This window comes from Vagococcus sp. QWL-13, from assembly GCF_058683555.1.
Genome location: NZ_CM178746.1, coordinates 2,205,477 through 2,228,072 on the forward strand (window position 1 = coordinate 2,205,477; position 22,596 = coordinate 2,228,072).

20 protein-coding genes are annotated in these 22,596 nt (G+C 39.7%); 5 read left to right on the plus strand and 15 right to left on the minus strand.

Annotated elements, in window-relative coordinates; genetic code table 11:
• The 3 genes from AC4PHI_RS10315 to AC4PHI_RS10325 form a co-directional block, all read right to left on the minus strand.
• Nucleotides 1-783, minus strand: coding sequence for a phage antirepressor KilAC domain-containing protein (locus AC4PHI_RS10315; RefSeq protein WP_492199783.1), 783 nt, complete (start codon nucleotides 781-783; stop codon nucleotides 1-3).
• Between the two features lie 64 nt (nucleotides 784-847).
• Nucleotides 848-1,390 (minus strand): RNA polymerase sigma factor, encoded by a 543-nt coding sequence (locus AC4PHI_RS10320; protein WP_492199784.1) that lies wholly within the window; start codon nucleotides 1,388-1,390, stop codon nucleotides 848-850.
• Between the two features lie 302 nt (nucleotides 1,391-1,692).
• Nucleotides 1,693-1,836 carry a hypothetical protein gene (locus tag AC4PHI_RS10325; RefSeq protein ID WP_167620309.1) on the minus strand — a complete coding sequence of 48 codons (144 nt, stop codon included), beginning with the start codon at nucleotides 1,834-1,836 and terminating at the stop codon, nucleotides 1,693-1,695.
• A gap of 245 nt (nucleotides 1,837-2,081) precedes the next feature.
• Here AC4PHI_RS10325 and AC4PHI_RS10330 point away from each other — a divergent pair, with 245 nt between their 5' ends.
• From AC4PHI_RS10330 to AC4PHI_RS10350, 5 genes are read left to right on the plus strand one after another with little or no spacing between them, the layout of a single operon-like run.
• Nucleotides 2,082-3,083 carry an ABC-three component system protein gene (locus tag AC4PHI_RS10330; protein WP_492199785.1) on the plus strand — a complete coding sequence of 334 codons (1,002 nt, stop codon included), beginning with the start codon at nucleotides 2,082-2,084 and terminating at the stop codon, nucleotides 3,081-3,083.
• The gene (locus AC4PHI_RS10335; RefSeq protein ID WP_046391918.1) at nucleotides 3,076-3,528 is read left to right on the plus strand and encodes an ABC-three component system middle component 2; all 453 of its coding nucleotides are present in this window, start codon (nucleotides 3,076-3,078) and stop codon (nucleotides 3,526-3,528) included. The genes AC4PHI_RS10330 and AC4PHI_RS10335 overlap by 8 nt, the downstream gene beginning before the upstream one ends.
• A 5-nt stretch (nucleotides 3,529-3,533) precedes the next feature.
• Nucleotides 3,534-5,363, plus strand: a complete 1,830-nt coding sequence (locus AC4PHI_RS10340; protein ID WP_046391919.1) for an ATP-binding protein — start codon at nucleotides 3,534-3,536, stop codon at nucleotides 5,361-5,363.
• A 29-nt stretch (nucleotides 5,364-5,392) separates the two neighbouring features.
• Complete coding sequence (locus tag AC4PHI_RS10345; protein WP_492199786.1) at nucleotides 5,393-5,599, plus strand: helix-turn-helix domain-containing protein; 207 nt, start codon at nucleotides 5,393-5,395, stop codon at nucleotides 5,597-5,599.
• A gap of 24 nt (nucleotides 5,600-5,623) precedes the next feature.
• Nucleotides 5,624-6,277, plus strand: coding sequence for an NgoBV family restriction endonuclease (locus tag AC4PHI_RS10350; protein ID WP_492199787.1), 654 nt, complete (start codon nucleotides 5,624-5,626; stop codon nucleotides 6,275-6,277).
• A gap of 17 nt (nucleotides 6,278-6,294) precedes the next feature.
• On the opposite strand, the gene dcm is transcribed toward AC4PHI_RS10350, so the two are convergent.
• The 12 genes from dcm to AC4PHI_RS10410 form a co-directional block, all read right to left on the minus strand.
• On the minus strand, nucleotides 6,295-7,791 hold the full coding sequence (gene dcm, locus AC4PHI_RS10355; RefSeq protein ID WP_492199788.1) for a DNA (cytosine-5-)-methyltransferase: 1,497 nt from the start codon (nucleotides 7,789-7,791) through the stop codon (nucleotides 6,295-6,297).
• 320 nt (nucleotides 7,792-8,111) lie between these two features.
• Nucleotides 8,112-9,479, minus strand: a complete 1,368-nt coding sequence (rlmD, locus tag AC4PHI_RS10360) for a 23S rRNA (uracil(1939)-C(5))-methyltransferase RlmD (protein ID WP_492199789.1) — start codon at nucleotides 9,477-9,479, stop codon at nucleotides 8,112-8,114.
• Nucleotides 9,480-9,554: 75 nt separating this feature from the next.
• The gene (locus AC4PHI_RS10365; protein WP_492201583.1) at nucleotides 9,555-10,577 is read right to left on the minus strand and encodes a diacylglycerol kinase; all 1,023 of its coding nucleotides are present in this window, start codon (nucleotides 10,575-10,577) and stop codon (nucleotides 9,555-9,557) included.
• A gap of 13 nt (nucleotides 10,578-10,590) precedes the next feature.
• Nucleotides 10,591-12,021: an Asp-tRNA(Asn)/Glu-tRNA(Gln) amidotransferase subunit GatB gene (gene gatB, locus AC4PHI_RS10370; protein WP_492199790.1), complete on the minus strand. Its 1,431-nt coding sequence runs from the start codon at nucleotides 12,019-12,021 to the stop codon at nucleotides 10,591-10,593.
• 1 nt (nucleotide 12,022) lies between these two features.
• Complete coding sequence (gatA, locus tag AC4PHI_RS10375) at nucleotides 12,023-13,489, minus strand: Asp-tRNA(Asn)/Glu-tRNA(Gln) amidotransferase subunit GatA (protein WP_492199791.1); 1,467 nt, start codon at nucleotides 13,487-13,489, stop codon at nucleotides 12,023-12,025.
• Nucleotides 13,489-13,794, minus strand: a complete 306-nt coding sequence (gene gatC / locus AC4PHI_RS10380; protein ID WP_492199792.1) for an Asp-tRNA(Asn)/Glu-tRNA(Gln) amidotransferase subunit GatC — start codon at nucleotides 13,792-13,794, stop codon at nucleotides 13,489-13,491. Before gatC ends, gatA begins: the two co-directional genes overlap by 1 nt.
• Nucleotides 13,795-13,954: 160 nt before the next feature.
• Nucleotides 13,955-15,046, minus strand: coding sequence for a CamS family sex pheromone protein (locus AC4PHI_RS10385; RefSeq protein ID WP_492199793.1), 1,092 nt, complete (start codon nucleotides 15,044-15,046; stop codon nucleotides 13,955-13,957).
• Nucleotides 15,033-17,060, minus strand: coding sequence for an NAD-dependent DNA ligase LigA (ligA, locus tag AC4PHI_RS10390; RefSeq protein WP_492199794.1), 2,028 nt, complete (start codon nucleotides 17,058-17,060; stop codon nucleotides 15,033-15,035). The genes AC4PHI_RS10385 and ligA overlap by 14 nt, the downstream gene beginning before the upstream one ends.
• Nucleotides 17,061-17,084: 24 nt before the next feature.
• Nucleotides 17,085-19,328 (minus strand): DNA helicase PcrA, encoded by a 2,244-nt coding sequence (gene pcrA / locus AC4PHI_RS10395; RefSeq protein WP_492199795.1) that lies wholly within the window; start codon nucleotides 19,326-19,328, stop codon nucleotides 17,085-17,087.
• A gap of 167 nt (nucleotides 19,329-19,495) precedes the next feature.
• Nucleotides 19,496-20,320 (minus strand): aldo/keto reductase, encoded by an 825-nt coding sequence (locus tag AC4PHI_RS10400; protein ID WP_492199796.1) that lies wholly within the window; start codon nucleotides 20,318-20,320, stop codon nucleotides 19,496-19,498.
• Nucleotides 20,321-20,437: 117 nt separating this feature from the next.
• Entirely contained in the window at nucleotides 20,438-21,697 is a 1,260-nt protein-coding gene (locus AC4PHI_RS10405) for an ABC transporter permease (RefSeq protein ID WP_492199797.1), read from the minus strand.
• On the minus strand, nucleotides 21,690-22,589 hold the full coding sequence (locus AC4PHI_RS10410; RefSeq protein WP_492199798.1) for an ABC transporter ATP-binding protein: 900 nt from the start codon (nucleotides 22,587-22,589) through the stop codon (nucleotides 21,690-21,692). Before AC4PHI_RS10410 ends, AC4PHI_RS10405 begins: the two co-directional genes overlap by 8 nt.
• Nucleotides 22,590-22,596: the final 7 nt, after the last annotated feature.

Genomic DNA, 22,596 nt, shown 5'->3' on the forward strand with positions numbered 1-22,596 from the left:
TCACACCTCCATCTCAATCTGCGGATAAATACCATCCGCCTTTAGCTGTTCATAGATAAAGAGTCTGCCTTTTTGAGTCCACTTGGTATGCACTTTCGTATGTTGGATACCTTTACTATCCTCGTAAATGTGAGTGTTAGTTTTGGTATATCCATTTGGAGCATATTTCTGATAAAGCAACCAGATATCACCTTGCTTAAACTGAATGCCTTTTTCATGAAGGTACTCGTTCATGCGCATGGCACTCCAGCCGTAATCTTTGGCAATCACAGAAATGTTTACTGCATCCCTGCATTTAAGAACCACATCATAATAGGTAGCCTTGGGCTGCATCTCAGCAACTTGCTGCTGACTAATCGCAACAGCTGCCATCAATTCCTTGTTCTTTTCACGCTCCTCTTTCAGTGCAGTAAAAGCAGCAATGGCAAGGTCTGGGTTTGCGATTAAATCATCCGTAGCATAGAGTCCATGTTTGCGAATAGCAGGGAGGACTTCACTAGTCACCCATCGCTTAAACTTCTTAGCATTTGGCATCTTGCTTGAGAGGATGAGACTGTACAGACCAGACTCGTTGATAGCAGTCATCGTTTGATTTCTTCCGATGGCGTCACGAATCGTTACGTCATCCTTGTCCTCTTCATCAACATGGTCAATTAAAGCTTTGCGAGTATTTGCATAACCAAGAATGCTTGCTACATCCTTGCCAACAAAATATGGTTGCCCGCCAATCGTTGTAGTACGTACAGAGCCAAACTCTGCATTTTTGTAAACTTGTAATTCCATTCGAATTACCTCCTTGTGTTTTTTTGGAGGTCTTGACCTCCTACCTAGTAGCCTTGGGAGAAGGTCAAATCTGACGGTTTTTATATTCTTGTTCTAATTTCTTTGTGGCTCGCTTTAATTTCTGAGTAATGTTGTTTTCACTTACACCGATGGAACTGGCATATTCTCGAATCGACATACCGTCAATGCGTACTGCAATAAACATATCTGCCCAATCTTGCTTTTTACCAAGAGCAGTGCGTATCCATTGACAGACAGATTCGTACTCATCTTGGTGATTGCGTTCTATCTCCTGAGAGTTATCAGCGAAAGTATCCATGACATCTATTTCAACTTCATCATCTTTTCGATAAGGTGTCTTAGGATTACCAAGATGCCTATGATATCGACGCCAATGGTTATATTCCTTGTTGTTCATGAGGTCGAACATTTCTTGTAGAGTCTCGCAGCGTTTCACCTCTGCTTTCTTTTCAGGCTTTGCTTCTGCAAGACGTTGCTCATAGTCGATATCCAGCATGACGCTGTAATCTCCATCTGGAATTTCAATTGTGGTGTAGTTTTTGTGACCATTTTTGATGTTGTCTTCATATAAAACTCTAATCTTCATAAAGTATTCCTTTCCGCCTAGGCATTGGGCGGCGGAATACAAAAAGAGCCTGTGGTGAAGATGTCCACAGACTCCGCTTGTCCTAAAAAAGGGCACACGAAATAACGGTGGGTGCATCTTCATTCCAAACACAGTCTTTATCACTGTGTTCTGAACTCTTATGCATCCCGCCGTCCGTATGCGCACTAGGACTTTGAGATTGATTTTGTTGAGCGATAACCGCTCTGGATAGATTTCTCCCTTAGGGAGGATAGGTAGGCTGATTATTCAAATCTGTCTCTACCTATCATTTGTTCTGAAAATTACTTTTTCTTGCTTGGTCTAGTTTGACTTAAAGCACTGCCAGCCACTGACTTGGATTTCTTACTGTAGCGTCCATCACTAAGGATTTTGCTTGCTTTTGATGCAACTCTTTTAGATGTTTGCTTTGAATTACGCTTTGCCATTCCGACACCTCCTTTCATTTTTTGAAGATAAATTCAACTAGAACGATAAAATATTTACATTTGTGAATTTCTCCTCTGGTAATGTGTAATTTCTTGTGATATAATGTAAGCGATATTTTTTACCTACATTTCATACTCAACACCACTCAATTACTAATAAAATTGTATAAAAAAAAGCCCCTCCATTAAGGAAGGACTCGGAGAGGTTCGGAAAGATTCGGAAATATAGTTGGAGGTGCCGGATAATGCGCTTTAGTGAATTTGCGAATATACTTTATAAACATAGTGACACGTCATATAAACCATATGAATTTTTTCTGTCGCTTTTTGACAATATTATGAGAGACCCTCAATCGTCTGAAGAAATAGAACTATCTGCGAAAAATAAATACAATCCATTCGATTCCCTTGCACCGGATTCTTTGGATCGTTTTTTTAAAGGAACTCTCCCATTAAGTAAGAGAAACGTGCAAAAAGTGATTAGTCGAAAAGATACAGATAAATTTGCAAACTACATAAGTAAATTAAACGATCATAATCAGATGGCTATAGAGGAAGAAATCAAAACAGTGATTCCTAATTTCAATTCCGACGAAGTTTTTGGATATGCTTGTGCTGATTTATTTCTTCAAATCCTAGATGACATTTATGAGGGTAGAGAATCTTCTAGCATCAATGTTTCTAATAATTCAACCTCCACTTCTAAATTGACATCTTTACCTCCACAAACTATTTATTATGACGAATCAGATGGAAAATTACATATCGGTACTGTTGAAATATCTATTCCCAAGGAGATTGAGCCTCCACAAGATATTGCTCCTGAAGAAGAAAAATATGTTCATGAGTTGCTTGCGGCTTATGCAGAGGCTATTAAGTCTGGTGATTTGACAAAAGCTGATTTAGACTCGCTACCTACAAAATATAAAAGGAACTTCTCTGATCAACGAATTAATTATTATAGTGCATTGCGTATTGACCGCTTTATTCGAGAATCTATAGATAAAGGCGAAGAACATTCTAAGAAGTGGAAGTCTGAAACACATGATTACATTAAAGATACTTTATGGGATGATTACGATGATGGATACAAAAGGCTGTTAGCCGTTATGAAAAAGGTAGTCGATTGCTCTACCACATCTGTTGTTGATAATATCCAAAATCTAGTAGGCCCAAAAGAAAAGAAAGGAACCTGTCATCTATTGGTAAATGATGGTTGCGTTCGGTGGGTGGATGAAGATGAATGATAAAGTTTTCAATACTGAATTTGAAATATCAATGAGATTACTACTTGTCTTATCATTGTCTAATAATAATAAGTTTACAATTGATAAGCTGGTAACAGCAGATTTTATTTCAAATTACTCAAAAGAATTTGGATTATCAAATAGCAATCTTCATGGTGATAATGAATTTAGTTTTTCTGAATTTTCTGCGAGAAGATCATTATCACAACAAGCTATTAAACAGCTTGTTTTAGAAAACTTGGTTAGGGTTTCTTATTCAAATGATGGCTTTATATATTCTATTACAGAACGTGGACTTGCCTTATGCAGTTCCCTAGCTTCTGATTATGCCAATGAATATAGATTGTATGCACACAAAGCTATTATTTATATGGATTCGAAAAACGAAAACGAACTTCTTAATTTGATTAGTAGAGAAGCGTCTAAATCGTTAAGGAAGGAGTAACCTGTATGGCGTTTTATATTTCTAAAGTCACAGCAACCGGCACAGGGAAGTCCCCTGCTATTGTAACTTTTGATAAAGGATTAAATATCATTTGTGGAGTTTCCGATTCCGGAAAGACCTGCATATTAAAATGCATCCAGTTTGCTATGGGTGTAATTGAAAAGCCTTTTGAAAAAGAACAAACAGGATATGATAGCGTCAGCCTAGATATTAATACCCCAGAAGGCACTATTCATCTCTCTCGGATAGTTGGAAAGAATATAGTAAACGTGGTCAGCCAAATTAACTCAATTGATGGTGGTGACTATGACGTTAAATATAAGAGTAACGGGAATAAAAATCCTGTTTTAAATGAACTTTGGCTTAAATTGATTGGTATTAAAAAACTGCCAATGATAATAAAAAATCAAGATTTTGCTAGACAACGCCTCTCATGGAAAACTCTTATGGGATTGTTTTGGTTAAAAGAACAAGAAATTGAAAATCCAAAATCGGTACTTTTACCTTCATCGCCTACTCAAAATCCTTATTTTTTTGCATCCCTTCTATATCTTCTAACAGGAAATGAATTCCCAAATATGGAGGAACATGACAAGGATGAAATCAGCAAAGCAAAAAAAGATGCTGTTCGCCAATTTGTAAACGGTAGAATTTCTCAGATGTCTAAAAAAAGAGAAGAGCTACAAAAAGCATTATCTGCTTATAGCGATTTAGATGTGGAAAATGAAATGCAAAAGTTGATTGATAATCTCTCTGAAACTGAAGCTGCTATTGCTGCTGCTACAGAAGAAAGTAAGGATTTACTAAGTACTTTACTAGACTTAAAGGAAAAAGAAGCAGAAAACCAAGTTACTTATTCTCACTTTCAATCGCTACGAAGCCAATATACAGCTGATATAAAGAGATTATCATTTATTGTAGATGGAGAGGTACATCTACACTCTGTTGATAAAAATAAAAAATGTCCTTTTTGTGATGGTAATATGCAACCAGCAGAGAGAAAATCATACATTAAAGCATCAAGAGCTGAACTGAATCGCATAATTACGCAATTACAGGGCTTGTCTGAGAGTGAAGAAGATGTCGTTTCATTATTATATGAAGTTCGTGAAAAAATCGATCATCTTGAAAGACAAAGATCGGGGATAGATAAATTAATCGAAACCGAACTTACTCCTCAATCTAATAAACTAAGAGAAGGAATACAACAATATCGCTCATATATACAATTACAACAAGAATCAACTGTATTGCAAAGCGTTTCACAAGAGTGGATTGTTGAATTACAAAAGCAAGAAAGTGATGATTCGGATAACCCAAAATTTAAACCAAAAGAACACTTCCCTGTCGATTTTAATACACGTATAGATGAAATAGCATATTCAATTCTAGTTGACTGCAAATATGAAAATTTGAATACGGCTCATTTCAACATGGGTACGTTTGATTTAGAAATAAATGGCTATGCAAAAGAAGATAGTCATGGTAAGGGTTACTGGGCTTTTATCAATACAATTGTAGGGTTAACTTTTAGAAAGTATTTACACGAAGATGCTGTACATAGACCAGGAATTTTTGTGGTGGATACACCTTTGCTTGGTCTTGATCAAGGCGTTGATGATAATGCACCTACAAGCATGAGAACCGCCCTATTCCAATACTTTATTGACAATCAATCCGAAGGACAAATGATAGTTGTAGAAAACACAAAGGATCTTCCAGATTTAGATTATGAGGCTAGAGATGCTAAGGTAATAGAATTTACACATGGCAAATATGTAAGTAAGTACAAAGAAAGTCGTTATGGTTTTTTACATGATGTATATAGCAATTAGGATGGAAATCCAATAAAGGAGATAGAAATATGCTCAGAATTAGCTACAACAAACTCTGGAAAATGCTAATTGATAAAAATATGAATAAACAAGATTTGAAGAATGCCACCGGTATAAGCTCTGCATCTATAGCAAAGCTTGGTAAAGGCGAGAATATCACTACGGATATTCTGCTTAAAATATGTGAAGCTCTTGATTGTAAACTTGAAGATATAATGGAGACGATAAAAGAATAATATAAGTGTATGGAGGAATTTACGATGATTACTAATATTGAAGAACTATTTCAAATAACTCAAGATAGGCTCGAAGGGCAACACGGAACTATAACAATTAATTTTGCAAATAGAAGCCATGTGTATTCAGGAAATGATGTTATAGGTAATTGCCTGCAGGAATGGTTACCTAATTGGTTTGAACATTTAGGTGTTGATATTAAACCAGGTGATAACACTCAGTCATTTCCAGATTTTGTAGCTAATTTTGAAAATGTTAGCTATGATGTAGAGGTTAAAGCGTGGAATTATAACAATTCACCAGCTTTTGATATAGCAAACTTCTCAAGTTTTTTAGCTACAACTTACGAAAGCCCGGGTAAATTAGATGCTTCCTATTTCATCTTAGGATATAGACCTATGGATGATGGATTCTCACAAGGATTTGTCGTTGAAAAAGTATACCTGAAACACATATGGCAAATTACATCTCCTTCAAGAAATTATCCAATTGGTCTGCAAGTAAAGCGTGGTCAACCATACGCTATGCGTCCATTTAACTTCTCACGTAATGCAAGTGGAAGTTTTGCTGACAGAACTGAATTTATATACGCTGTTAAAAACACTTTTGAGCTTTTCCCGAATGCTGTTATACCGTTTAGTCCAGATGAATGGCTCGACAGAGTACTTTCTTATTAAAAAAAGAAGTGCCACTCTTATTTGAGTGCCACTTCTTTTTTTTCAATATTTTTGCTAGATTCAAGGTATGATTCTAGCAATTTCTCAGATACTGCCTTTATTACGGGAACACAAACAGTATTTCCTAACAAATCAAAAGCTTCACTTTCTTTCAAAAAATTAAGCTTATAATTACTTGGGAAACCAAATAATCTTAATCCCTCATTAATCGTTAAAGAACGTATTCCACCATTAACTGGAACTGCCATTTTGTGAACATCAGTTGCAACGATTGTTGGTGTAACACTATCTGGACAAAGTATTTTAGTGAATTCAAAGGATAGCTTGCCCGTAACAATATTATACCCTTTGTCTAATGTGGCATCAGGCACTCGTCTGTTGTTAATTAATTGTTTTGGATGTTCATAAGTGAGGTATCCCTTCATAACTAAGTCATCTAGCAACGATTGTAACTTAGGGTGAGGATAGAATGAAAAAATCATGTCTGCCGTTAACGGCATCCCGTCCATCCACTTTATTCCAATCTCATCTGCCCATTTCTTATTCCGCCTCTGTTTTAATAACAATTCTAGAAGCTCTTTTTGATCACTAGAAACATCGCCTTTTAAACCAATATCCCAACTATGAATATTGTTATTGCCACCACGTTTGTCTTTTATTGCTTTTCCATATACCTCATCTATTTTGTAGTGAGATAATAGCTTTCTGGTAAATTTTGTATCTATTGGCGGTGTTGATTCGTCTATAACATCCCTTAATACCGATGTCTTCTTACTGAATCCAGACAATTCTTTTACCTTTTGCCCTTTAAGTCCGATAATATAAATTCTATTTCTAGATTGTGCGAGTCCAAAATCTTTGCCATTTAATACTTGAGCTTGGATATTATAGCCCATATCTTCTAGAGTAGTACGTATTATCTTATATGTTCTTCCTTTATCATGGTTAACAAGTCCCTCAACATTTTCTAAAACAAATCCAGTGGGTTTTTTTGATAACAAAATTTTAGCAATATCAAAAAAAAGTGTTCCTCTTGTATCTTGAAAACCTAACCCTAGACCCGCTTGCGAAAAAGCTTGACAAGGAAAGCCTGCTAATAAAAAGTCAAAATTTGGCAAGTTAGATGGATTAATTTTTGTTATATCACATTCAGGATTCTCACCGAAGTTAAATTCGTATGCTTTTATTGCCGCAGGTTTGATATCACTCGAAAAAACACATTTACCTTTTAGCCCTAATTCTTTAAGTGCCTGTTCAAATCCTATGCGAATTCCGCCCAAACCACTGAATAAATCGATAAATGTTACTTCATTTGTGTCTGTTTTAAGTTCTGATTCCAATTTTTCTATCCCCATTTCAAGTAATCTTCTGCACTTTTGCGAGAAACTATTACAATCGGGCAGCGGTAAATTTTCTATAAGTTCTCTATCATTACTATTTAAATATATTGTTACAGGTTGTTTTTTATCTTTATCATTTTTCCTGCCAGATCCCTCTCTATATCCTCCGTGCATAATTACACCTCCATCAGGTGTTTATATTATACAATAAAGGCATTGTTTTTTCAAGTATTAAAAATCCCGACTTGATAACTATTTAGAATAGTAAGCAGTTCAATGTTACGAAGAAACTTTGCCATCAATCTAATCAACTCACCATTATTTTGCCAACCATCTTATCAACTCACCAACTCAATAACCGTATTGGCCGATGACTTTTTAATTTCATCAATCTTTGATAACTTCCCTCAAAGCAAAAAACCGTGATTATCCTTCCGGCTTAGAACCAGACCTCAAACCACGGAAAGCCTTTATTTACTTATCTTATTAAACTCTTACTTCTCAACCCTTGACATCAATACTACCGTCTCAACGTGACTAGTCTGCGGGAACATATCCACTGGCTGGACTTTCACCAATCGATAGCCAAAATCTGCATACCGCTTAACATCTCGGGCAAAACTGGCAGGATTACAAGACACATAAACAATTTTTCTTGGCTGCATCTCCGCTGATGTTTCGATAAAACTCTCCGTTAATCCTTTTCTAGGAGGGTCCACAATCAAAACGTCTGCTTTTACGCCTTCTGCCTGCCATTTTGGTAAAATTTCTTCTGCTGACCCTGTCTCAAAGGTTGCATTTTCAATCCCATTAATCTGCTGATTCTTTTTAGCATCTTTAACTGCCCGAGGAACAATCTCCATACCATAAACATGCTTGACCTTATTTGCAAGAGACAAACCAATCGTTCCGATGCCGCAGTACGCATCAATCACGGTATCGCCGGGCTTTAAATCGGCAAAATCAATCGCCGTCTGATATAATTTTTCTGCCTGTTCTGTGTTCACTTGGAAAAATGATGTCGCAGAAATTTGGTAGGTATTTCCTAGAAGCTGATCGGTGATAAATTCTTTCCCAAATAAATTTCTCGTTTCTTTACCTAAAATAACATTAGTCTTTTCTCCGTTAACATTTTGCATAATAGAAGCTACTTCAGGCAACTCTTCTGTGATGGCTGCCACGATTTTTTCCACTTGAAAAATCTTCGCCACACGCGTCACCAGTACAATCATCATCTCACCAGTATAAAACCCTCTTCTAACGATGATGTGACGGATCAGTCCCGTGTTCTCTTCTTCGTTATAAGGTTTGACTTTAAATCTTCGTAAAATATTTCTAACGGTAATGACGGCTTCATCAATTTCTTTATGTTGGATATAAAAATCTTCAATAGGCACTAAATCATGACTGTTTTTCCGATAAAAACCAGTCGCCAGTTCCCCTTCGACCCGGCGGACTGGAATCTGTGCCTTGTTTCGATAGCGGTATGGTTCAGACATGCCTAGGGTGGGAGCAACTTCGACATCTGTGATCTTCGCAATTTTTTCCAAAACATTCACAACTTGTTGCCGCTTGAATTTTAATTGAGCTTCATAGGTCATATGTTGCAAAGGAGCAATCCCCGTACGGATCAGCTCCTGTTTTAAGTTTTCATTTCGTTCCGTTGATTTTTCAAGATAATTAATAACTTTTCCGAAGCCGAATTTTTTTCGGATTTTTAAAATATGAATCTCAACTTTTTCTGTCGGCAAAGCATTTTCAACAAAGACCGGATAGCCTTCAATCTTCGCCACTCCCAAACCTTCATGGGTCAAATCGACTATATCTGCGATTACCCGGTCATTTTTTTTCACTGGATACATCTGTCACACTCTCTTTCTTTTCCAATCCAAACACAACAAAAGGAATCAGTTCCCTGATTCCTTTAATCTTTTCAGTTAAGAGATTTTCCCATCACCGTCTAAATCTTCACCAGTCAAGCCTTCAACTTCTTTCACAAAGGCTTCCGACACTTCTTGTATTGCTTCGTCCCCTGCGATGGCATCCTCTGAAATCTCATCAAGATTGACAAAAAATTCAATATGCTGAGGCAAAGCTTCAAATGTCATCGGAGCGTCTCCGCCGTATTCACCATCAAGATTGATCATCATACGCACATCATCATCCAGCGCCTCGGCATAAAGCTTAGATGTCTTAGTATACAAGATATTCGGATCATTGACATGCTTCCCGCCATTCATCAAAAGTACGATTAAAGCCAAAATCTCCAAAATATTGGCTGTTTTTACCACAATCAGCGAAAATTTCCCATCGTCTAGTTGGGCATCAGGAGCAATCGTTTCAAAACCGCCGATTGAATTCGTCAGCCCTAAGAAAAACATGGACGCTTTGCCGTTGTACTCTCCGTCATCATACTTTAATTTCATATTGATTGGTTTTACTCTCGGCAGCATCTCCGCACCTTTAACCAAATAGGCCAAATAGCCAAAAACACTTTTCAGTTGGGAAGGAACTTCATAGGTCAGCTCTGTCAAATACCCTCCTGCCCCAATATTAATAAAGTATTGTGTATCAGCTTTTCCGATATCGATCTTTAATGTTTGATTTTTGGCAATGACTTTAGCTGCTTCAATCACATCTGTACGAGGGATTTTTAACGCACGAGCATAATCATTCGTCGTTCCTCCCGGGATGATTCCCATCTTTGGACGGTTTTCAAGGGGAGCAATACCATTGATTACTTGGTTAATCGTTCCATCGCCGCCGGCCGCCACTATCAAATCAAAACCAGCCAATGCTGCACGCCGGGCTTCTTTTTCAGCTGAATCAGGCTCAGGAGTAGTGGCATAAGCACTTGCTTCAAATCCTGCATTTTCCAATATTGTCAGAATATCTGGCAGATTTTTCTTTAGCAGTTCTTTCCCAGATGTAGGATTATAAATTACTCTAGCTTTCATGATATTTCCTCATACATTAGCGCTTTGCTAACTCTTCCATCAATAATTTATTTACCACACCCGGATTGGCTTGACCTTTAGTTGCTTTCATCGTTTGTCCAACTAAAAAGCCCACGGCACGATCTTTACCATTTTTAAAATCTTCTACAGATCGTTGATTGTTGTCTAATATTTCTGTGATGATCGGCAGCAATTGTTTGGGATCAGAAAGTTGGACTAACCCTTTAGCCTCCACCACTTTTTTAGCATCTCCGCCATTTTTTATAAGTTCTAAGAAGACTTTTTTAGCCATCTTGGAGCTGATAGTGCCGTCTTTAATTAACAAGATCATTCCTGCCAGATTATCCGGCGTTAATTTAGTATCATGCAATTCCACAGCATTACTGTTAAGGTAAGCAGACACTTCCCCCATCAGCCAGTTAGAGGCTTGTTTAGGGTCGATTTGATGCCCAATTGTTGCTTCAAAGAAATCAGACATTTCTCTGGTCAGCGTCAGCACCATTGCATCGTACTCAGGCAAGCCCAAATCATTTACATAACGTTCACGGCGAATGGCAGGCATCTCCGGCAAGGTCTGACGGATTTCCTCAATCCACTCAGATGAAATATCGATTGTTGGGATGTCAGGTTCAGGGAAATAGCGGTAGTCGCTGGCCCCCTCTTTGACTCTCATTAAAATCGTTTCACCTGTGACATCATCAAATCTTCTCGTCTCTTGTTGGATAACTCCGCCAGAATATAAAACTTTTCTCTGACGTTTTTCTTCAAACTCCAAGCCCTTTTTTACAAAGTTTAGAGAGTTTAAGTTTTTAAGTTCTGTTTTTGTCCCAAAGGCTTCTTGTCCGTAAGGGCGGATGGAGATATTGGCATCACATCTCATGGAGCCTTCTTCCATTTTGACATCACTGACACCAGAATATTGAATAATCGAACGCACTGTATCCAAATAAGCATAAGCTTCTTCGGCTGAACGAATATCTGGTTCGGACACGATTTCGATCAGCGGTGTACCTTGACGGTTCAAGTCCACATAAGAATGACCGGCATCTCCGTGGATATTTTTCCCGGCATCTTCTTCCAAGTGAACACGCTCGATGCGGATTTTTTTCTTTTTCCCCTCAACTTCGATTTCTACCCATCCATTGGAACCAATCGGATTGTCATTTTGAGAAATCTGGTACGCTTTAGGATTATCCGGATAGAAATAATTTTTCCGGTCAAAATGAGTATGCTGGGAAATCTCACAATTCAGAGCCAATGCGGCTTTGATTCCATATTCCAACGCACCCTTGTTCATCACAGGCAACACACCAGGGTAGCTAAAGTCGATTTCGTTCGTATTCACATTAGGAGCAGCGCCAAAATGTGCCGGGGAACTGGAAAATATTTTAGAGTTGGTTTTTAATTCAACGTGGATTTCCAAGCCGATTACTGTTTCAAAATTCATCTTACCTACCTCCTAGAATTGCTGGTTGTTTTTTATGGAAGTCAGTCGCCTGCTCAAACGCATACGCCGCCCGATACATCGTGGCTTCATCAAAATGTTTTCCTAGCAGCTGCAAACCAATCGGCAATCCTTCCGAAAAACCGCAAGGGATAGACATGCCAGGAAGTCCAGCAAAATTACTTGGCACTGTTAGAACATCAGCCATATACATAGCTACGGGGTCATCAACGATTTCACCAAAACCATAAGCCACAGTCGGCGTTGTAGGTCCGATAATCAAATCATACTCGGAAAAGACTTTATCAAAATCTCTTCTAATCAACGTCCGGGCTTGACTAGCTTTTTTGAAATGAGCATCGTAGGAGCCCTCACTCAAGGAAAATGTCCCCAACATGATTCGGCGTTTCACTTCCGATCCAAACCCTTCTGAACGGGACATCACATAAACATCTTCCAGCGTTTTAGCTTCTGCTGAGCGATACCCGTAGCGGATCCCGTCAAATCTTTGAAGATTGGACGATGCTTCCGCTGAAGAAATAATATAGTAAGCAGCAACACCATATTTGGTGTGAGGCAGGCTAACCTGTTCCACAGTAGCTCCCAAGGCTTCAAAAGTTTTGATAGCTTTTTGAACAGCCTCACAAATATCCGGTGCCACTCCGTCTTTCAAATACTCTTCAGGAACGGCGATTTTCATTCCTTTGATATCCCCATTTAAATTCGCTGTAAAATCAGGGACAGCCAGCTTGGCACTCGTGCTGTCTTTAGGGTCATGACCGCTGATAGCATTAAGGATTAGTGCGTTATCTTTCACCGTCCGTGTAAGCGGCCCAATTTGATCCAAACTGGAAGCAAAAGCCATCAAGCCATAACGGGACACACGTCCATAAGTTGGTTTCATGCCGACAATACCATTAAAAGCTGCCGGCTGACGGATACTTCCGCCAGTATCAGAGCCTATTGATGCCGGGACTTGTCCAGATGCCACTGAAGCTGCGGAACCCCCGGAAGAGCCGCCCGGTACTTTCGTTTGATCCCAAGCGTTTTTAGTTGATTTAAAGTAAGAGTTTTCCGTGGTTCCCCCCATGGCAAATTCATCCATGTTGACTTTCCCCACATTGACTAAACCAGCATCTGATATTTTGTTGATCACTGTTGCATCATAAACAGATACAAAATTTTCCAGCATTTTACTGCCTGCTGTCGTTCTCAAGTCTTTAGTGACAATATTATCCTTCACACTGATTGGGATACCTGCCAGCAGTTTTTCAGATGTCAGTTCTTTTTCATCAATTTCAGCAGCTTTTTTCAAAGCATTTTCTTTGTTCAATGTTAAAAAAGCATCTATTTCTTTTTCAGTCGATGCAATCCTGTCAAAAGTATCTGTTATTAATTCTACAGCACTGATTTCTTTTTTCGTCAACAACTCTTGAAGTTCGTCAACACTTTTTTTATGCAGTTCATTCATTACGCGCCAGCCTCCCCGTTATCCATAATGGCAGGTACTTTGATATAGCCGTCCTCTGTTTCCGGTACTTGTTCCAATAATTTTTCAGTCAGATCAGCTTGGACAGCAATATCCTCTCTTAGCACCGTATGATCATGGGCCACGGTAAATGTTACCGGCACACCTTCCGTATCGACTTCATCCAAAAGTTCGACCATTTGAACAATGTCGACCATTTGACTTGTAAACATTCCAATTTCTTCTTCCGTAATTGCCAGTTTTGACAGATTAGCAACTTTTTTGACTTCTTCAGCATTAATCGGCATTTCGCAAGACTCCTTCTTTCCATTTAGCACAACTTTTCTTCCTCCATAATGGATTGTTCATTGTGCTCGTTCTTTTTTACAATAATCCTCTATAAAATAAATAAGTATTTTTTTGTTCACCTTTTCATTCTATCATACTCTATAAGATATAGTAGTAGGATCAGTCAAAAACTTGAGCGATAACGTCAGTCTCTCCAGCAGGTTTCAGCACTACTGCTGATGTCACTCCCAAATGATTGATTTGAACTTCCACTGCTCCGTCCACATTAAAAATCGAACGTACACTATTCCCCACGAACTGGGTAAAACTCTGCAATTCAGACGTATGGTAATATTTAGCTTCAATGATAATGGTTATTTTCTGCATCTGCTGGTTCCGGTAGTAAGCTTTTCCAGAAAAACCGCTCAAATTAGGGAAAAACCCTTGAACATTTTGTTTGAAATCTTTATATTTCACATTCATGCCATCTTCTGCTGCTGAATTATTTACTCCCTCGTCTACAGGCAAGATGATATATTCCTCATCCACAGCTTGCCAGTCTGCCAGTTTATCCCCGCTGCTGCTGACGACACTGGCAAAATAATTCCCTCCGGCCACATCGTCACTGCTGCTTTGTTTAAATAAACCGAAAATAATTGGGACATCTCCCACACCTTCCAAAGCTCTCAGGCGGGGAAGAATTTTTTCAACTATTTTTTTTCCTGAGTTGATGATGTCATCGTCGCTGATTTCCACTGGGGAGTCTCCGCTGTAGTCCACACTGTTTAGCGCAATTCCGATACTGATTCCCGCAAGTTTTTGAGAATCTTTATCCATAAAATTTTGTTCGATGATTTGTTGTAAAACAATGGGTTTTCCACCATCTGAAGGATTCAACCCTTCCTTGTTTCCTGTGGCTTCTCTGGCCAGCCACTCTTTTAACAGATTCCCTGTTAAAAACTGTCCTTCTTGGAAAAAATATTTATCAGTAGCAAATTGTTCCTTAGATAATTCCAGCAATCCTTTGTCATAATTATTTAGATTATAATTGCTGTTCATACGGCTGGCAGCCATCGTACGGGCGGGACTGGTTTTATACTGCCCTTCGATCATCAGTGCTTGATAGCTGTCACTATTGATTTGCCCGGTAGTTACGGCTTCGCCAGCACCCGTTTTCTCAGGAGTCATCTGCCCGCCGCTGTTTTCTAAATTGCCGCAAGCTGTCAACAGCAATGTGCCGGCTAGAAAAATAAACCATTTAGTTTTTTTCATCCTGTCCACCTCTTTCAAAGGCCTCGATCATTTGAGCTTCAGTCCAAACGGTGACGCCTAACTCCTGTGCTTTGACTAATTTGCTCCCTGCCTCTTCACCTGCGATAACTATATCTGTCTTTTTAGAAACACTTCCTGTCACTTTTCCGCCGAGAGATTCGATTACTTTTTTTGCTTCATTCCGCTTATAAGCCGTCAAACTTCCCGTTAAAACAACAGTCTTTCCTTGAAATTCTGAGTCAATCGAAGCAACTTGAGCACTTGACAGACCTTTATAAGACATGTTGACTCCAGCATCTGCCAGCTCTTTAATCAGCTGTTTGGCTTCTTCTTTTTCAAAGTAAGTTACCAGACTTTCTGCGATTACTGTCCCGAGAGAATCTATCCCAGTCAGTTCTTCCACGGAGGCTGTCATGATTTTATCCATCGTCCCGAATCTTTCCGCTATCAGCTGGGCAACTTTTGCTCCCACGTGGCGGATACCTAGACCGAACAACAATTTTTCTAAAGAATTTTCCTTGCTTTGTTCAATTCCCCGCAACAGATTTCCTGCTGCTTTTTCTTTTATTTTATCCATGGTCAGCAACTGTTCTTCCGTCAAAAGATACAAGTCTGCTACATCGTGAATCAAGTCACGGTCAAAAAGCTGTTCGATTATTTTTGGACCCATACCGTCAATATTCATCGCATTCCGCGAAGCAAAATGTATCACGCCCTCTTTCAACTGTGCAGGACACATAGGATTGATACAACGCAATGCCACTTCCTCTGCCAAGTGGACCAGTTCACTGTCACAAACCGGGCAACGTGTAGGTATTTCATACGGCTGACTATCTTCGCTGCGTTTGCTCGGAATGGAGCGGGTGACTTCCGGGATAATATCTCCAGCTTTATGAACCATCACATAATCGTTCAACCGGATATCTTTTTCCCGGATCAAATCTGCATTGTGCAAACTTGCTCTGGCAACTGTGGTTCCCGCCAAGCGCACAGGTACCATGATTGCTGTCGGCGTAACCACACCGGTCCGTCCTACTGTCCATTCAATCTCTAAAAGCTGTGTTTCAGATTCCTCCGCAGGAAATTTATAAGCGATTGCCCAGCGTGGAGCTTTGACTGTGAACCCAATTTCTTCCTGTGCCGCAAATTCATTGACTTTAATCACGATTCCGTCAATTTCATAAGGCAGCGTAGTGCGCAATTCCTGAAAGTTTTGAATAAACGTCCAAACTTCTTCCATATTTTGGCAGACTTGAGCTTCTTGATTGATGTTGAATCCCAGCTCCTTTAGTTCAAGCAAAACGTCTGATTGTGAAGAAGCTGTCAATTCGCCAAAAGACGCGACACTATAAATAAAACTGCTTAAATTTCGGCTGCTTACTACCCGAGTATCCAGCTGACGTAAACTTCCGGCTGCTGCATTCCTCGGATTGGCAAAAATGTTTTTCCCGGATTCTTCTCTGGATTTATTCAACTGAAGAAAAGACTCCTTGGGCATATAACATTCGCCCCGAACTTCTATCGTGTATGGCCGGGATAATTTTTTAGGAATCGATTTGACCATCTTTAAGTTTTCAGTAATGTTCTCGCCGATAGTACCGTCTCCCCGGGTTGCTCCTTGCACGAACTTGCCATTTTCATAGGTTAAAGAAATCGCCAGCCCATCGATTTTTAATTCGCAAATATAGGAAATCTGATGATTAGTCAACTTTTTGACCCGCTGATCAAATGCATAAAGATCTTCTTTATTGAAAGCATTGCCTAGGCTTAGCATCACATGTTCATGACGGACTTTTTCAAATCCTGCCAACACCTTCCCGCCAACCTGCTGAGTCATAGAATCCTCAGTGATAAAATCAGGATAAGCCGTCTCTAGCTGGACCAGTTCATGATACAGTTGATCGTATTCCTGATCAGTGACTGTGGGCTGATCCAACTCATAGTATTCTTTAGCGTATTGTTTTAGCTGTTTATTTAATTCAGTGATTCTTTCCCTGATATGAGATTCTTCCATAAGATTTATCTTCCTTCTGTTTGATTACTTTTTCGTAATTGGTGCAAATGCAGCCAACAAACGTTTGATACCCTTGGCTGGAAAAGCCACGTCTAACTCCAAATCATTTTGCGTACCGGTAACCTTAATGATGGTGCCTTCACCCCAAACTTTATGGAGCACTTTATCTCCCAACTGCCAGCCAAGCTGTTCGCCGCCCGTCAGTTGTTTTTTAGTGACTGCTTTTCCTTCCGTACGAGGCCGATGATTCGGTCTGACCGCCGAAGATTTGCCAGTCATTTGACTGGTGCCGCTGTAAATAGTTTTCCGGGCAGCACCTTCGATCTCCAATAAATCTTGGTTGATTTCTGAAATAAAACGGGAAGAGGGATTTTCCTGAAAACGTCCGTACAAATTCCGCGACAGACTGTTGGTCAAATAAAGCTTCTCCTCAGCCCGCGTAATCCCCACATAAGCCAAACGTCGCTCTTCTTCCACTGCATCGTCTTCCAACATACTGCGGGAAGAGGGAAAAAGTCCCTCTTCCATTCCGATGATAAAGACCACTGGAAATTCTAAACCTTTGGCTGCATGAAGGGTCATCAAGGTGACTTGTGATTGTCCTTCTTCAAATTCATCAATGTCTGACAATAATGCAAGGTCATTTAAAAAATCCACCAGCTTATTTTCTTCCGGCAGTTCTTCGCCAGCCACATATTCTTTATCGTATTCTTTGGTCACCGTCATAAATTCCTGCAAGTTTTCGATACGTGTCTCTGACTCCAAATTGTTTTGGATAGCCAGACTTTCTGTATAGCCGCTGCGTTTCAGTGTTTCTTCAACTAACTCTGTGATCGTCAAAAATGGAACCATCTTTTGCAGATCCTGTATCATTTGAGCGAATGCAGCCAATTCCTTGGCCGCTTTGCCCGTAATGTTTGCCAAGTCCACATTGGCAGCTGCTTCCAGCAAACTCCAATCATAAAGTGAAGCAAACTCGTACAGTTTGGCAATTGATGCTGCACCGATTCCCCGTTTAGGTTCGTTGACAATCCGTTGGAAACTTAAAGAGTCCTCTGGATTGGCAATCAAACGCAAATAGGCCATAATGTCTTTAATCTCTTTTCGATCGTAGAACTTGTGTCCGCCTACCATTGTGTAGGGAATGTTTGATTTCAGCAACATCTCTTCCAGCACCCGCGACTGTGCATTCGTCCGGTATAAAACTGCAAAGCCGCCATTTGAACGCTGATCTTGGTCTTTAAGTGTCTCGATTTGCTGGACAACGAACAATGCTTCTTCCCGTTCTGTCCTGCCGCGAAAATAAGTAATCTTATCTCCTGCCCGGTTCTCCGTCCACAATTCTTTTTTCTTGCGGTTGTCATTGTTGTTAATCACGTGGTTGGCCGCATCCAAAATCGTTTGAGTAGAGCGATAATTTTGCTCCAATAAGATGACCTTAGCGTCAGGATAATCTTTTTCAAAATCCATGATGTTCTGGATATCCGCACCACGCCAGCCATAAATACTCTGGTCTGCATCCCCCACCACACAAAGATTTCTAAAACGTGCCGCCAGCAAATTAACTAGCGTGTATTGTGCATGATTAGTATCCTGATACTCATCCACATGGATATATTGAAATTTATTCTGATAATAAGACAGAACTTCCGGGTGCTCTCGAAACAAACGGATTGTCAACATGATTAGATCATCAAAGTCCATCGACTGATTCCGTCTCAGCTCTTTTTGATAACGCAGATAGCATTTTGCTACTTGTTCCTGAAAATAATCCCCTTGACGGGCTTCGTAAGTTTCAGCAGTCATCAATTCATTTTTAGCCTGACTGATATGAGATAAAATAGCCCGGTGATCAAATTTTTTGGGATCAAGATTTAGTTCTTTAACGATTCGTTTCATCAAGGTTTGCTGTTCGGAAGGGTCAACGATCGTAAAGTTGCTGTTATAGCCAATAAGATCTACATCCCGGCGTAAGATGCGCACACACATAGCATGAAAAGTAGATACCCAGATTGCTTCACTGTTTTCTTTAACCAGTCGGCTGACACGCTCTCTCATTTCTTTCGCTGCTTTATTCGTAAAGGTAATCGCCAAAATATTCCAGGGATTGACTTCTTTCTCCTCAATTAAATAGGCGATGCGGTGAGTCAGTACCCGCGTTTTTCCGCTCCCTGCACCTGCCATAATCAATAATGGACCGTTGGTTAGCTTTACGGCTTCTTTCTGCCTAGGGTTCATCCCCTTAAGTAAAGAATTAATTTGCGACATACACAACGTCCTTTCTAATTTTGCAATCTCTCCTATTATAACAAAAAACTTTGAAAACTTCTCTAGGAATACGTTTGCTTAGACAATATTTTAAGAAAGAGTAGTGCTCGGGAAATAAAAAAATAACCTTCCAAAGAACTTCGCATTCTGGAAGGTTATTTTCATTTCTAAAAATCAAAGTTGTCCGGGTTAGAGCCAAATCTTTCATTTTTATTCAAGTAATCGATTTTAGTCATATCTTCATCAGACAGTTTAAAATCAAAAATACTGCCATTTTCAATGATTCGGCTCTTATTGACTGACTTGGGAATCGTCACAATATCATGCTGCAAATCCCAACGCAAAATGATTTGTGCAACTGTTTTGCCATGTTTTGCTGCAATGCCTTTCAATACATCATTTTCAAGAACTTTGCCCTGACCTAAAGGACTCCAGGCTTCCACAACGATGCCCTTGTCTTTGCAGTAGTCTCTCAACTCTTTCTGATTCAAATAGGGATGAAGTTCTATCTGATTGACTGAAGGTACTATCTCCCCGTGCGACATCAAATCCTCTAAATGATGCGCATGAAAGTTGCTGACACCGATGGCTTTCACTTTTCCGCTGGCATAAATCTCTTCCATCGCCCGCCAAGTATCATTGTATTTTCCTGCAACCGGCCAGTGAATCAGATACAAGTCGATGTAGTCCAACTGCAAATCCTTTAAACTGTTATCGAATGCCTGCAGCGTAGATTCGTATCCCTGCTCCTCATTCCAAACTTTTGTTGTCACGAATAATTCCTCACGCGGAATACCGCTTTCCCGTATCGCCTTGCCTACCCCTTTTTCGTTGCCATAGACTTTCGCTGTGTCAATGGAACGATAGCCAAATTCCAGGGCCCAAGTTACCGCATTTTCAACTTCTCCCCCCTCTTCAGCTTTCCAAACACCTAGACCTAAACGAGGCATTTCTACCCCATTGTTTAATCGAATTGTTTTTGCAGTGTCCATTAGTCATTACCTCCTTGACTATTATTCTACTATGAAACAGCTTTCTCTGCATGTAAAAAACAAAGACCTCTTCTTATTTAATAATAAAATAAGACAGATCTTTGCTTTTATAAGGAATTAAACAGTTTTTTTCTTTTGATTATTTCCGATAGAGCGCTTCAACGTTTTCCACATGCCATCATCACTGTAAACCAGTGCGGTAGATTTATACAACGTGGCAGAAACTTTCAGAAGCAAAATCACTGAAAGGGTTAAAATCACTAAAGAAATGACGACTTCCATATCCCTCACACCCCCGCTGGCAATTCGCTGAGGCATCGTATAAGAAGATAGAAACGGAATAAATGAAGATACCTTAAACAATACATGGTTGGGTGAATTCATTCCCAAAAATATTGTCAGGAAATAGCCGGCCATTGAAAGATATGAAACAGGTACAACAGCTTTGCTGGCATCTTCCGCTTTGGAAACAAGGGAACCGCTGAAAGCCGCTGCAATCGTATAAATCATGACTCCTAAAAGAAGGAATAACATATTGTAGCCCAGCAGACTTTTCGCTAAGTCTCGCAGAGGAACGACCTCCAAAAATCCTTTTACTAAATCCAAATCCTTCACTAATGGGAAAGCTGCAATAAAAGCAACCACATACGCGATTAACTGGGTGAGTATCACCAGTAAAATCCCCATCATTTTCCCGTAAAAATGTTTTGATGCCTTGGTACTGGATAAAATGATTTCCATGATTCTGGTTCCTTTTTCCGATGCAACTTCTTGGGCAACTATTTGTGAATACAATGTGATGATCATAAACATCGCTACACTGACGAGCATGGAAACCACCATCATCGCCAACTGGTTGCCTTTAGCTTCTGTAATCTTTCCATCATCGACCTTGACTGTTTTTTCACTCAAAGTGGCAGGTGTCAATAATTTTTGCAAATCATCTCCCGACAGATTCAGCTCTTGACTGACAAAACTCATTTGGATGCCGGACAAAATTTGAGTGGTCATCATTTTATCAGTCGTGCCCATTGTCGACGTTCCGATATAGCTTCCAGCTAACTCTTGTGTCTCTTCATCAATATCAATCATCAGGTACCCGCCAATTTTATCATCTTTCAACGCTTGCTCTGCCTTTGATTGAGTGTCAAATTTTTCAACCACAGACAAGTCGCTCTGTTCAATAAAAGCTTGGCGAATCATTTCATTGTCGGAAACCACAGCAATTTCATCTGCTTCTCCCATTTTTGATCCAATGAACCCGGAAAGCGCACCGATTCCTATCAATAACAGCGGGGCCAGCAACATGACTAAAAATGTAACGCTTTTGACGTTCCGCTTATATGTTTCCAGTGCAACGACCCAAAATTTATTCATGATTCTCCCCCACTTTCATCTTGAAAATTTCTTCCAATGTAGGCGGAGTCTGACTGAAAATCGGCATATAGCCCAAATCAGCACCCATTTTGAAAATTTCCTCTCCCACTTTTTCATTGGCCAAGTCAACTTGCAAAATGCCGTCCACACGGCGAACCACACGATTCACTCCCTCTATCTCAGAGATAGTTTCCATAGGCAGCTTGGAATCAATTAATAATTTCGTGCGTTCGAACTGGCGGCGGATGTCGTGGACAGCTCCGTCCAAAACAACTTCACCATCTCTTAACATGATCAAATGATCACATATTTTTTCAACGTTCTCCATATTATGACTTGAGAAAATCACTGAGGATCCCTGTTCTTTCAACGTAAGAATGGCGTCTTTCAGCAGCTCCGCATTTACCGGATCTAACCCGCTGAATGGCTCGTCCAAAATAATCAGCTTAGGACTATGGATCAACGTAGCAATCACTTGTACCTTTTGTTGATTCCCTTTGGACAAAGATTTAATTTTATCACTTTTTTTCCCTTTTACTTGGAATTTTTCCATCCATTGATCAATTAAAGGGGCAATCTCTTTTTTAGTTTTCCCTCTTAATTTTGCGAAGAAGATCAGCTGGTCTTCAATGCTGATTTTAGGATATAGGCCTCTTTCCTCCGGCAAATAACCAATCTCGTCATAATTTTTTTCAGTCAAAGGTGCCCCATTCCATAAAATCTCTCCTGAATCCGGGCTTAGAAAGTCTAGAATCAGACGAAATGTCGTTGATTTCCCTGCACCATTTTGACCAATCAATCCTAAAATCTTTCCGTTTGGTACCGTAAATGAAACATCATCTACGGCTTTCAAAGAACCGAAAGCTTTATTAAGATTCTTTACCTGTAACATGTTCCCC

What these genes read in the sequence shown, in the direction of transcription:
- AC4PHI_RS10315 (WP_492199783.1), bottom strand. Translation starts at nt 783, where the DNA reads ATGGAATTACAAGTTTACAAAAATGCAGAGTTTGGCTCTGTACGTACT.
- AC4PHI_RS10320 (WP_492199784.1), bottom strand. Translation starts at nt 1,390, where the DNA reads ATGAAGATTAGAGTTTTATATGAAGACAACATCAAAAATGGTCACAAA.
- AC4PHI_RS10325 (WP_167620309.1), bottom strand. Translation starts at nt 1,836, where the DNA reads ATGGCAAAGCGTAATTCAAAGCAAACATCTAAAAGAGTTGCATCAAAA.
- AC4PHI_RS10330 (WP_492199785.1), top strand. Translation starts at nt 2,082, where the DNA reads ATGCGCTTTAGTGAATTTGCGAATATACTTTATAAACATAGTGACACG.
- AC4PHI_RS10335 (WP_046391918.1), top strand. Translation starts at nt 3,076, where the DNA reads ATGAATGATAAAGTTTTCAATACTGAATTTGAAATATCAATGAGATTA.
- AC4PHI_RS10340 (WP_046391919.1), top strand. Translation starts at nt 3,534, where the DNA reads ATGGCGTTTTATATTTCTAAAGTCACAGCAACCGGCACAGGGAAGTCC.
- AC4PHI_RS10345 (WP_492199786.1), top strand. Translation starts at nt 5,393, where the DNA reads ATGCTCAGAATTAGCTACAACAAACTCTGGAAAATGCTAATTGATAAA.
- AC4PHI_RS10350 (WP_492199787.1), top strand. Translation starts at nt 5,624, where the DNA reads ATGATTACTAATATTGAAGAACTATTTCAAATAACTCAAGATAGGCTC.
- dcm (WP_492199788.1), bottom strand. Translation starts at nt 7,791, where the DNA reads ATGCACGGAGGATATAGAGAGGGATCTGGCAGGAAAAATGATAAAGAT.
- rlmD (WP_492199789.1), bottom strand. Translation starts at nt 9,479, where the DNA reads ATGTATCCAGTGAAAAAAAATGACCGGGTAATCGCAGATATAGTCGAT.
- gatB (WP_492199790.1), bottom strand. Translation starts at nt 12,021, where the DNA reads ATGAATTTTGAAACAGTAATCGGCTTGGAAATCCACGTTGAATTAAAA.
- gatA (WP_492199791.1), bottom strand. Translation starts at nt 13,489, where the DNA reads ATGAATGAACTGCATAAAAAAAGTGTTGACGAACTTCAAGAGTTGTTG.
- gatC (WP_492199792.1), bottom strand. Translation starts at nt 13,794, where the DNA reads ATGCCGATTAATGCTGAAGAAGTCAAAAAAGTTGCTAATCTGTCAAAA.
- AC4PHI_RS10385 (WP_492199793.1), bottom strand. Translation starts at nt 15,046, where the DNA reads ATGAAAAAAACTAAATGGTTTATTTTTCTAGCCGGCACATTGCTGTTG.
- ligA (WP_492199794.1), bottom strand. Translation starts at nt 17,060, where the DNA reads ATGGAAGAATCTCATATCAGGGAAAGAATCACTGAATTAAATAAACAG.
- pcrA (WP_492199795.1), bottom strand. Translation starts at nt 19,328, where the DNA reads ATGTCGCAAATTAATTCTTTACTTAAGGGGATGAACCCTAGGCAGAAA.
- AC4PHI_RS10400 (WP_492199796.1), bottom strand. Translation starts at nt 20,320, where the DNA reads ATGGACACTGCAAAAACAATTCGATTAAACAATGGGGTAGAAATGCCT.
- AC4PHI_RS10405 (WP_492199797.1), bottom strand. Translation starts at nt 21,697, where the DNA reads ATGAATAAATTTTGGGTCGTTGCACTGGAAACATATAAGCGGAACGTC.
- AC4PHI_RS10410 (WP_492199798.1), bottom strand. Translation starts at nt 22,589, where the DNA reads ATGTTACAGGTAAAGAATCTTAATAAAGCTTTCGGTTCTTTGAAAGCC.